This window comes from Kitasatospora sp. NPDC058218, from assembly GCF_042882445.1.
In the GTDB taxonomy this organism is placed as follows: domain Bacteria; phylum Actinomycetota; class Actinomycetes; order Streptomycetales; family Streptomycetaceae; genus Kitasatospora.
On record NZ_JBHVWC010000009.1, the window covers coordinates 18,769 to 28,534 of the forward strand.

The following is a 9,766-nucleotide window of genomic DNA, read 5'->3' on the forward strand; positions in this document are numbered from 1 at the left end:
TCCGGGCGGTATCGCGTTGACAGACCGACCGGCCGCCCAGCATGCTCCTCTGGTGTCCCAATCGAGCCCGGCGCCCAAAAAGAGCCTGATTTCCCACCACGATTTCCGGCAACTCTGGGCCGGCCAGTCCATCAGCCAGATCGGCTCGGCGGTGACGTTGCTCGCCCTGCCGTATCTGGCGATCAAAGAGCTGGACGCCACGCCTTTCCAGGTGACACTGCTCACGATGTTCCAGTACCTCGCATTCCTGCTGCTCGGCCTTCCGGCCGGCGCCTGGGTCGATCGAATGCGGCACCGCCGGGTGATGATCGTGGGTGATGTGGGCCGCGCGATTCTGCTCGGTTCCATTCCGGTCGCCCACGCCTTCGACGCGCTCACGCTGACCCAGCTCTACGCCGTCACCTTCGGCACCTCGGTGCTCACCCTCTTCTTCGACGTGGCCTATCAGAGCGTGCTGCCCTCGTTGGTGGCCGACGAGCAGCTCGTCGAGGGGAACGCCAAGCTGGAGGCGACCCGCAAGGTCGCCGAGGTCGGTGGGCCCGGTCTGGCCGGCGCGGTGATCAACGTCCTCAGCGCACCGCTGGCCATCGCGGTCAACTCGGTCAGCTTCCTGGGCTCCGCGCTGTTCCTGACCCGCATCCGCCGGCCCGAGCAGCGGGCGGAGCCCCGCACCGACGGCAACCTGCGCAAGGAGATGGGCGAGGGCCTGCGCTTCGTGCTCGGCCACCCGATCCTGCGGCCGATCGCCGCCACGGCGACGATCTCCAACCTGTGGGGCACCATCGGCATCTCGCTGCTGGTGGTCCTGCTGGCGGACACCCTGCACCTGTCGGCCCTGCTCGTCGGCCTGGTCTTCAGCGCCGCGGCCGTGGGCGGCATCGCCGGCGCGGTGCTGGCGGAGCGGGTCGTCGCCCGGCTGGGCCAGGGGCCGGCGATCTGGATCTGCATGGTCGCCAGCACGGTCTGCTGGTTCCTCGCCCTGCCGCTCTACCAGGACGACTGGCGGCTCGCCCTCGGCATCGTGCTGCACGGCCTGGGCTGGGTCCCGTTCATCATCTACAACGTCACCCAGGTCAGCTTCCGGCAGCGGGTGACCCCCAAGCACCTGATGGCCCGGATGAACGCCACGATCCGGTTCATGGTCTGGGGCGTGGTGCCGATCGGCGCCCTCCTCGCCGGCGTCCTGGCCGAGAACTACGGCGTCCGGGCCGCGATGTGGGTGGGCGTGGTCGGCGAGCTCTTCGCCGTCCTGCCGGTCGTGATCTCGCCGCTGCGCTCCATGCGGGAGCTCCCGACGGCCCCGGAGGACGAGCCCGCGGCGGCCCCCGCCACCGTGTGACCTCCGCTTTCGTCCGGCAACCCGCCGGGTGATCCCCAGCGGGCCCGCCGGCGGCCCGCGCTATTCGCGCACTGTTTCTCCGGCCGCGGGTTTCGGCGGCGCCCGATTTCACCCGCCGGCTGTTTCTCCGACACTCCGGTAATTCCTCGGCCCGTGGCCGGCTCGCTCCACCGAGCCGGCCACGGGCCTTTTCGCACGCCGGGCGGCCGGGGGCCATGGTGCCAAGCATGGTGAATTGGCACTGTCCGAGCACCGCGCCGGTTGCTAGCGTCCTTATCGACGGGGAATGCGCCATTGAGCCGCACATTCGGAGCAGTATGTGGCGTCTCCCTGGCATGGCAGCGCATTGGTACTAGGAGGAAACAAGTGGCAGCGGAAACCCTGGACCGCGAGAAGCTGGAAAACCTCGCGGCCGAGCTGATCGAGAAGCAGTTCCAGCGCGTTCCCAAGATGCGCGAGCTGCACGCCGGCGAGTGGACGGACCGGGACTTCTACATCCGTCACATCACCGAGACCGTGCTTCGCATCCGTCTGAACAACGAGGTCGACACCTACGCCCTCTTCAAGGTCGGTTCGAAGGACGACACCCTCGCCGCCCACCTCGCCAAGTACCTGGCGGAGGAGTTCGGTCACGAGAGCATGTTCAGCCGTGACCTCTTCAAGTTCGGTCTGACCCAGGAGGACATCGACGCCACCGATGTCTTCCCGTCGACCAAGAAGCTGATGGGCTACCTGCGCCTTGAGGCCGACTCGCGTGGCCCGGCGCCCACGACGGTCTGGGACTGGCTGGTCGAGTGGTACTCGGACCGCTACAACCCCACCATCACGAACAAGGCGGCCGAGGACTTCGGCCGTGAGTTCGTCGCGGGCACCGCGACCCACATCGAGTTCGACGAGTCGCACGACCACGACGAGCTGATGTTCCGTACGGTCGCCCGCGCGGTCGAGGTGTTCGGCACCCCGAAGCAGGCGTACCAGGACCTCGCGACCTTCGTGGAGCTCATCGGCGACTACTTCGCCGAGCTCTACGAGCTGACCGTGGGCAGCAAGCAGCCCGCCGGGGTCTGAGTGAGAACGGCACGGGCGCGGCCTCGCGCCGCGCCCGTGCCGGCCGCCCCTGATCATGTCGCGCACCCGTCCGTGAGGGTTGAACACTGATGTCTGAACAACTGCCCGCCCCGCGCGGGCGCGTCCTGATCGTCGAGCCGAGCTCGTCAGGGGTCGCCCTGCTCGCGGAGGCGCACGCGCTCGGTTTCGAGACCGTCGTGGCGTCGGCGGACGTCGACGACCGTCGCCTCCCGGACGCGGCCCGCGCCCATGTCGACCGGCTGGTCGTGGTGGACACCAACGACGAGCAGGCGCTGGCCGAGGCCGCCGCCGCACTCCACGCCGAGCGCCCGCTGGCGGGCATCGTGCCGGGGTTCGAGTTCTACGTGGACACGGTGGCCCGGCTGGCCCCGGCCCTGGGCCTGCCCGGTCTGCGCGCCGACACCGCGCGGGGGCTGCGCAACAAGGCCACCATGCGCCGGCTCGTCGAGGCGGCGGGGCTGCGGGTACCGCGGCACGCCGAGGCCACCGACGAGCAGGAGCTGCTCGCCGCCGCGGCCCACGTCGGCTACCCGGCGGTCCTCAAGCCCACCGAGTCCGCGGGCAGCATCCACGTCAGTCGGGTCGACTCGCCCGAGCAGCTCCTCGCCGCCTTCCGCAGCCTGCGCGCCGACCACCGGACCGACCTCGGCCGGGTGCTCGACGGCCCGGTGCTGCTGGAGGAGTACCTGGACGGTCCCGAGGTCAGCGTCGAGGGGTACGTCGAGGACGGCCGCGCCGTCGTCCTGGCGGTCACCACCAAGATGCTCGGCCCGGAGCCCTACTTCGTGGAGCTCGGCCAGATCATGCCGCACCCGGCGGCCCCGGAGGCCAAGGCGGCCATCGACGCCTACGTCGCCGGCGTCTGCGAGGCGCTCGGCGTCACCCGGGGGCCGTTCCACTGCGAGCTGCGGCTGCCGGCGGGGGAGCCGGTCCTGATCGAGCTCGGTGCCCGGCTGGCCGGCCACCGCATCCCGAAGCTGGTGGAGGCCGTCACCGGGGTCTCCCAGGTGCGGATCATGCTCGCCGGTTACACCGGTCTGAGCGCGCAGGAGGTGGGCGCCTCCTCGGCGCCGACCGCCAAGTACGTCGGCATCGCCTGCTTCACGGCCTACGGGCTGGCGCAGTACCGGGACGTCGAGGGCCTGGACGAGTTGCGCGCCCATCCGGACACCCTGGAGGTGCAGCTCTACGTCCGGCCGGGCGAGCCGATCCCGCCGGCCGAGGACTTCCGCTGCTTCCTCGGCCACGTGGTCTACAAGGCCGAGTCGTACGAGGACGCCGCGACGCGTTGGCACGCCGTCCGGGACGAGGTGCGCTTTGTCTAGTCGAGAGATCCCGCAGTACCTGGTCATCAACCGGTTCGACGACGAGTTCGGCGAGTACCACCGGTTCGTCGAGCCGGGCAGCTGCCGGCTGGCGTACATCACGCTGCCCTGCGGTCTGCCGATCCTGGACGAGGAGAGCGCCCTCGACCTCGTCGTGGTCGACGACCTGGAGATCGGGACGCTGCTGCCCATCGCCCGGCGGCTCGCCGAGCTGCACGGCGGCTTCGACGCCGTGGTGGGCCCCTCGGAGTACGACGTGCTCTCCACCGCGCAGCTGCGGGTGGAGCTCGGGGTCCCCGGCTGGGAGCCGGAGTTCGTGACGGCCTTCCGCGACAAGGCCCGGATGAAGGACATCGTCGGCGGTGCGGGGCTGCGGGTGCCGCGGTTCCGCCGGCTGGACGCCGGCAGCACCGCCGCCGGGATCGCGGCCGAGGTCGGGTTGCCGCTGATCCTCAAGCCCCGGGCCGGCTGGTCGGCGCGCGGCGTGGTGCTCGTCCGCGACGAGGCCGAGCTGGCCGCGCTGCTGGTCGAGCAGGGCGCGGAGCTCGACGGCTTCGAGTGCGAGGAGTACGTCGAGGGCGCGATCCTGCACGTGGACGGCATCCGCCGGGGCGGCAAGTTCCACTTCGTCAGCGCGTCGGAGTACATCAACACCTGCCTGGACTTCCTGACCGGCACCCCGCTCGGGTCGGTCCTGCTCGACCCCGGCCCCCGGCTGGACAAGGTCGTCGAGTTCACCGGCGGCTGCCTGGACGCCCTGGACCTCGTCGACGGCCCGTTCCACCTGGAGCTGTTCGACACGGCCGGCGGGGAGCTGGTCTTCCTGGAGGTCGGTCTGCGCCCGGGCGGCGCGGAGGTGCCCTTCGTGCACCGGGACCTGTTCGGCATCGACCTGTTCGCCGAGGCGTTCCGGGCCACCATCGGCCTGCCGCCGGCGGTGGCGGCCGAGGCGCTGCCCGTCGGGGTCGCCGGCGGCTGGGTCAGCATTCCCGAACCGCGGCCGTACCCCAGCACGGTGGCGTCCCGCACCTCGCTGCTGGACACCGTCGACGAGGTGTACGCGGAGGTCGTCCCCGAGGTCGGCACCGTCTTCGACGGCACCGGCGGGTACGAGCACATCGGCGGCCGCTTCCGGCTGCGCGGCACCGACCACGCCGCCGTGCGGCGCGCGGCGCTCGCGGTGATGGACCGCTACCGGCTGGTGGTCGAGCACGAGGGGCCGGCTGCCCGATGACCTCTGCTCTCACCAGCCCGGTCGGGATCCTGATCGCCCGGGGCGGGCCGGACATCGACGAGGTGAAGATCCGCCGGGCCACCGCCGCCCAGCTGGCGGCGGTCGGCGAGCTGATCCGGTCGGCGGGCGCCGCCCTGCCGGACCGGCCGGAGGACTTCCACGCCGAGCGGATCGAGGAGTTCTGCCTGATCGAGCAGCTCGGCACGGTGGTCGCCTGCGTCGGCGTCCACCGCACCGACGACGGCGCCGAGTTGTACGACCTGGCGGTGGCCCCGGCCAAGCGGGGCATCGGCCTCGGACGGCTGCTGGTGGCCGCCGTGCTGCTGATGCTCAGCGGCGAGCCGGTGACGGAGGTCCGGGTGGAGCCGGGCGGGGCGCGGGAGTGGTTCACCGCGCTCGGCTTCACCGAGGCGTCGCCGACCGTCCTGCGCCGGGACACCGCCGGCGGCTACGACGCGCTGGAGACCCTGGGCCGGATCGCCGATCTCCAGATCGAGTTCCAGCGCTCGGGCAAGACGCTGCGCTGGGAGCCGTCCTCCACCGCGCTGCTGATGTTCGCCCAGCGCGGCGGGCTGAAGCCCGAGTCGCTCTGCTGGGCCGGCGTGTGCGGGACGTGCGCCGTCCGGATCAAGCGCGGCACCGTCAGCTACAACACCGACCCGGGGGTCGACCCCGAGGACGACGAGGTGCTGCTCTGCATCACCCGGCCGGTCACCGACCTGGTGCTGGACCTCTGAGCGGGCCGGCGCGGGGGCGCCGGCGGTGGCAGTGGCGGGACGCCGGCTCGGGGGGCCGGCGCCCCGCCGACGGCAGTGCGGGACGCGAGTACGGAACCGAGTACGGAGAACGTGATGACGGAGAACCGACGATGACCAACCGTGTGACCGAGGCGTACAACGCCGCCTGCAAGATCCCGGGCAACGGCCTGGTCGACGTCATGCGGACGCTGGCGGCCAACCCGGCGATCCCGACCTGGAAGCGCCCCTACCCGCCGCGCCCCAACTTCGTCGAGGAGCGCGAGATCCGCGCGTTCGCCGACGACCTCATGGCCCTGCTGGGGATGCTCACCACGCTGCCCGACCGGCTCTTCGACGGCGACCTGGACCGCTTCCTCGACGCCGTCGGCGTCCACGGCGCCCGCGCCGAGCTGATGCGCCGCCACGCGCACCAGACCCCGGTGGTCTTCGGCCGCGCCGACGTCTACCACGACGGCAACGCCTTCAAGCTGCTGGAGTTCGGCATCGGCAGCGACCTCGGCGGCTGGGACTGGGCCGGCGAGGTGCCGCGCGGCCTGCTGGAGATCGACGCCTTCGCGACGTTCGCCGCGGAGCACGGCCTGGGCTACGTGCACACCGGTCGGGAGACGGTGCGCACCATCAAGGAGGCCGCCAAGGTCATCGCGGGCGACCGCGAGCCGGTCGTCGCGATCATCGAGGGCCCGGGCGGGCTCGACACCTTCGGGGCGGCCACCTGGTACAACGTGCACCGCGTCATGCGCGGCCTCGGTCTGGACCTCCACCTCGGCGAGCTGGACGACCTGGAGGTCAAGGACGGCCGCCTGGTGCTGGACGGCCACGTCATCGACGTGGTGTGGCGCGCCTTCGACACCGACCAGCTGCTGGAGGACCCGGCGTTCGTCGAGCTGGCCGAGCCGGTCTTCCGGGCCCACGAGGCGGGCAAGGTGCTGCTCTGGCACACCCTGCAGAGCAACCTCTTCGGCGAGAAGGGCTGCATGGCCCTGCTCTCCGACCCGCACTACGCGATCGGCTTCACGGCCGAGGAGCGCGCCGTCATCGACCGCGCACTGCCCTGGACGCGGTCCCTCCAGCGCGCGGAGGACCTGCTGGTCCCCGGCCGCCTGGACGACCTGATGGCACGCCGCGACACCCTGATCCTCAAGCCCAACAACCTGTTCGGCGGGCACGGCGTGGTCGCCGGCTGGGAGACGGCCGAGGACGCCTGGCGGACCGCCCTCACCGAGGGCGCGGCCGCGGGCTGCGTGGTGCAGGAGCGGGTCGTCCCGCGCACCGAGTTCATGGTCGACCCGGCGACCGGCGAGGAGAAGCCCTGGCAGACCCTCTGGGGCGTCTTCTACCAGCCGGACGGCTACGCCGGCGCCCAGGCCCGGGTCGTCCCGGCCGGCTCCACCGAGGTCATCGGGCACCGCTCCATCGACCAGGTCCACACCGGTTCGGTGCTGACGTACTGAGCCGTCCGCGCCGAACCGCCGTACACAATCAGGATGGGTGAAGTGAGAACGTCGGAAGACCACGGAATGTCACACGTCATCGTGATGAACCGTTGGAAGGACACCTACGCCGACTACGCCGCCTACATCGACCACACGCGGTGTGCCGTCACGTACATCACCAGCCCGCTCGGGCGCGGGGCCGTCCCCGAGGGCGCGGCCGAGATCGTGACCCTGGACGACATCCAGGACCTCGCGCAGCTGCGCGCCGCCGTCCTGGGCCTCGCCGAGCGCCACGGCGCCCCGGACCGCCTCATCACGCTCAAGGAGGAGGACCTGGAGAACGCCGCGATCGTCCGGGCCGAGCTCGGGCTCCCCGGCATGCGGCTGGACGAGGTCCTCGCGTTCCGCGACAAGGTGGTCATGGGCGAGCGGATCGCCGCCGCCGGCCTGCCGATCCCGGCCTTCGCCGCGGTGTCCGAGGCCGAGGACATCACCGCCTTCGCCGCCGAGCACGGCTGGGACCTCGTGGTGAAGCCGCGCGACGGCAGCGGCAGTGCCGGCGTCGTGGTGATCTCCGGCCCGGAGGACCTGGCGCGCATCGAGTTCGGCCGCTGGAAGCTCATGGTGCAGGTGCGCAACCCGCACCTGATCTGCCACGTGGACGGCATCTTCGACGGCGAGCGGCTGCTGGTCTGGCGCGGCTCGCGCTACGTCAACACCTGCCTCGACTTCGCCCACGGCACCTTCTACGGCTCCATCGAGGAGGCGGACCCGGAGCTGCACCGGATCATCGGCGAGGCCACCGAGCGGTACATGCGCGCGCTGACCGACCGGGCGACCCCGTTCCACCTGGAGCTGTTCCTGGAGGAGACCGACGCCGGTACCACCTGCTCCTTCCTGGAGACCGGTGCCCGGGTCGGCGGCGCGGAGACGCCGTTCCTCTGGCGCGAGGTGCACGGCTACGACCTGATGAAGGCGGCGTTCCACCTCCAGCTCGGGGTGCCGCTCCAGGAGGGCGTCGACTGGGCGGTCCAGGACGTCGCCGGCTTCCTGGTGGTCCCGGCGCCCGCGCCCCGGCCGTGCCGCTTCACCCAGATCACCTCGATGGTCGGCCGGACCCCGGGTCCGTACGCCGAGTCGCTGGCCAAGGTGGGCGACGTCCTGCCGGTCGCGCACGGCTACGAGCACGTCGGCGGCCGCTTCCGGTTCCGCGGCGCCACCGCCGAGGAGGTCCTGGAGTCGATCACCGAGACGTTCAAGGGCTACACCGTCGCGGCGGAGACCGTGGAAGCCGCCGCGGTGTGACGGTGCCTCGGAAGCCCGGTGTCCGGATCTCCAACCGCCCTGGCACGCACATGTCGAGATGGCCTGTCAGGAAGGCCTCGACCTGCGTACCGTGACCGTGGCGGACGGCCGTGGGCCACCTCCCACGGCCGTGGGCCACCTCCCACGGCCGTGGGCCACCTCCCACGGCCGTGGGCCACCTCCCACGGCCGGATCCGAGACCCGTGCCCGAGCACCGCGGAAGGACCACCACCTCATGCCCCCAGCGACCACTACGACGGGCCGTGCTCGCAAGGCACTTCCGGGCACCTACGGCGCCGCCGCCCTCGCCGTCGGCGCGATGATCTGCGTCCAGTCCGGCGCCGCGGTGTCCACCTGGATGTTCCCGACGGCCGGGCCGCTCGGTACCGCCTCGCTGCGGCTGGCCTTCGCGGCCGCGATCATGCTGATCTGGGCCCGGCCGCGGTTGCGCGGCCGCAGCCGGCAGGACCTCCTGTACGCGGCCGCGCTCGGCACGGTCAGCGCGGTGATGACGATCTGCTACTTCGAGGCGATCGACCGGATCCCGCTCGGGGTCTCCAGCGCGCTGGAGTTCCTCGGGCCGCTCGCCGTCGCGGTCGCCGGACTGCGCCGGCGGATCGACGTGATCTGGCCACTGCTCGCGGTCTGCGGCGTGCTCGCGCTCACCCAGCCGTGGAACGGCTCGGTGGACCTCGTCGGGCTCGCCTTCGGGGCCGCCTCCGGTGCGGCGCTCGGCGGCTACGTCATCTTCACCCAGCGCGTCGGCGACCGGTTCTCCGGTGTCGACGGGGTGGCCATCTCGCTCTCGGTGGCGGCCCTGGTCGCCGCGCCGTTCGGGCTGGTGCACGCCGTGCCGGTGCTCACCCCGGGCATCCTGCTCGGCGCGGCCGGGGCGGCCGTGCTGCTGCCGGTCCTGCCGTACGTCCTGGAGATGCTCGCGCTGCGCAAGCTCACCACGGCCGCGTTCGGGACGCTGCTGAGCTTCGAGCCGGGCTTCGCCACGCTGATCGGCTTCGTCCTGCTGCACCAGACCATGAGCCTGCTCCAACTCGCGGGCGTGGTCTGCGTGGTCGCGGCGAGCCTCGGCGCCGTCCGCCGCGGCGAGCGGGTGCCCGAGCAGCCCGCCGAGCCCGTCCCCACTCCGGAGAAGGCCGCCACCGGCTGACCGGCCCACCGACCGCGCGCGTCCGCCCAGGGGCGGCGCCGCGGCGGGGGGGGGGCGGCGCCCCCACGCACTAACAAATGTTGCCGCGCGCGGGACACCCGGGTCGGAACCCCCGACA

The 9,766-nt window shown here is 72.0% G+C and carries 8 protein-coding genes; all 8 read left to right on the forward strand.

The window, feature by feature from the left end; all coding sequences use genetic code 11:
- Positions 1–52 precede the first annotated feature (52 nt).
- Positions 53–1,339: an MFS transporter gene (locus ACFVYI_RS07550; protein WP_387882213.1), complete on the forward strand. Its 1,287-nt coding sequence runs from the start codon at positions 53–55 to the stop codon at positions 1,337–1,339.
- A gap of 366 nt (positions 1,340–1,705) precedes the next feature.
- A complete protein-coding gene (locus ACFVYI_RS07555; RefSeq protein WP_387882214.1) occupies positions 1,706–2,407 on the forward strand; it encodes a hypothetical protein in 702 nt (233 codons plus the stop codon).
- Between the two features lie 89 nt (positions 2,408–2,496).
- Positions 2,497–3,753 (forward strand): ATP-grasp domain-containing protein, encoded by a 1,257-nt coding sequence (locus ACFVYI_RS07560; protein ID WP_387882215.1) that lies wholly within the window; start codon positions 2,497–2,499, stop codon positions 3,751–3,753.
- Positions 3,746–4,987 (forward strand): acetyl-CoA carboxylase biotin carboxylase subunit family protein, encoded by a 1,242-nt coding sequence (locus tag ACFVYI_RS07565; RefSeq protein ID WP_387882216.1) that lies wholly within the window; start codon positions 3,746–3,748, stop codon positions 4,985–4,987. The genes ACFVYI_RS07560 and ACFVYI_RS07565 overlap by 8 nt, the downstream gene beginning before the upstream one ends.
- The gene (locus ACFVYI_RS07570; RefSeq protein WP_387882217.1) at positions 4,984–5,724 is read left to right on the forward strand and encodes a GNAT family N-acetyltransferase; all 741 of its coding nucleotides are present in this window, start codon (positions 4,984–4,986) and stop codon (positions 5,722–5,724) included. The genes ACFVYI_RS07565 and ACFVYI_RS07570 overlap by 4 nt, the downstream gene beginning before the upstream one ends.
- A gap of 131 nt (positions 5,725–5,855) precedes the next feature.
- Positions 5,856–7,196: a hypothetical protein gene (locus ACFVYI_RS07575; protein WP_387882218.1), complete on the forward strand. Its 1,341-nt coding sequence runs from the start codon at positions 5,856–5,858 to the stop codon at positions 7,194–7,196.
- Positions 7,197–7,262: 66 nt separating this feature from the next.
- Positions 7,263–8,483, forward strand: a complete 1,221-nt coding sequence (locus ACFVYI_RS07580; RefSeq protein WP_387882219.1) for an acetyl-CoA carboxylase biotin carboxylase subunit family protein — start codon at positions 7,263–7,265, stop codon at positions 8,481–8,483.
- 235 nt (positions 8,484–8,718) lie between these two features.
- Positions 8,719–9,648 carry a DMT family transporter gene (locus tag ACFVYI_RS07585; RefSeq protein WP_387882220.1) on the forward strand — a complete coding sequence of 310 codons (930 nt, stop codon included), beginning with the start codon at positions 8,719–8,721 and terminating at the stop codon, positions 9,646–9,648.
- Positions 9,649–9,766: the final 118 nt, after the last annotated feature.

What these genes read in the sequence shown, in the direction of transcription:
- ACFVYI_RS07560 (WP_387882215.1), top strand. Translation starts at nt 2,497, where the DNA reads ATGTCTGAACAACTGCCCGCCCCGCGCGGGCGCGTCCTGATCGTCGAG.
- ACFVYI_RS07570 (WP_387882217.1), top strand. Translation starts at nt 4,984, where the DNA reads ATGACCTCTGCTCTCACCAGCCCGGTCGGGATCCTGATCGCCCGGGGC.
- ACFVYI_RS07575 (WP_387882218.1), top strand. Translation starts at nt 5,856, where the DNA reads ATGACCAACCGTGTGACCGAGGCGTACAACGCCGCCTGCAAGATCCCG.
- ACFVYI_RS07580 (WP_387882219.1), top strand. Translation starts at nt 7,263, where the DNA reads ATGTCACACGTCATCGTGATGAACCGTTGGAAGGACACCTACGCCGAC.
- ACFVYI_RS07585 (WP_387882220.1), top strand. Translation starts at nt 8,719, where the DNA reads ATGCCCCCAGCGACCACTACGACGGGCCGTGCTCGCAAGGCACTTCCG.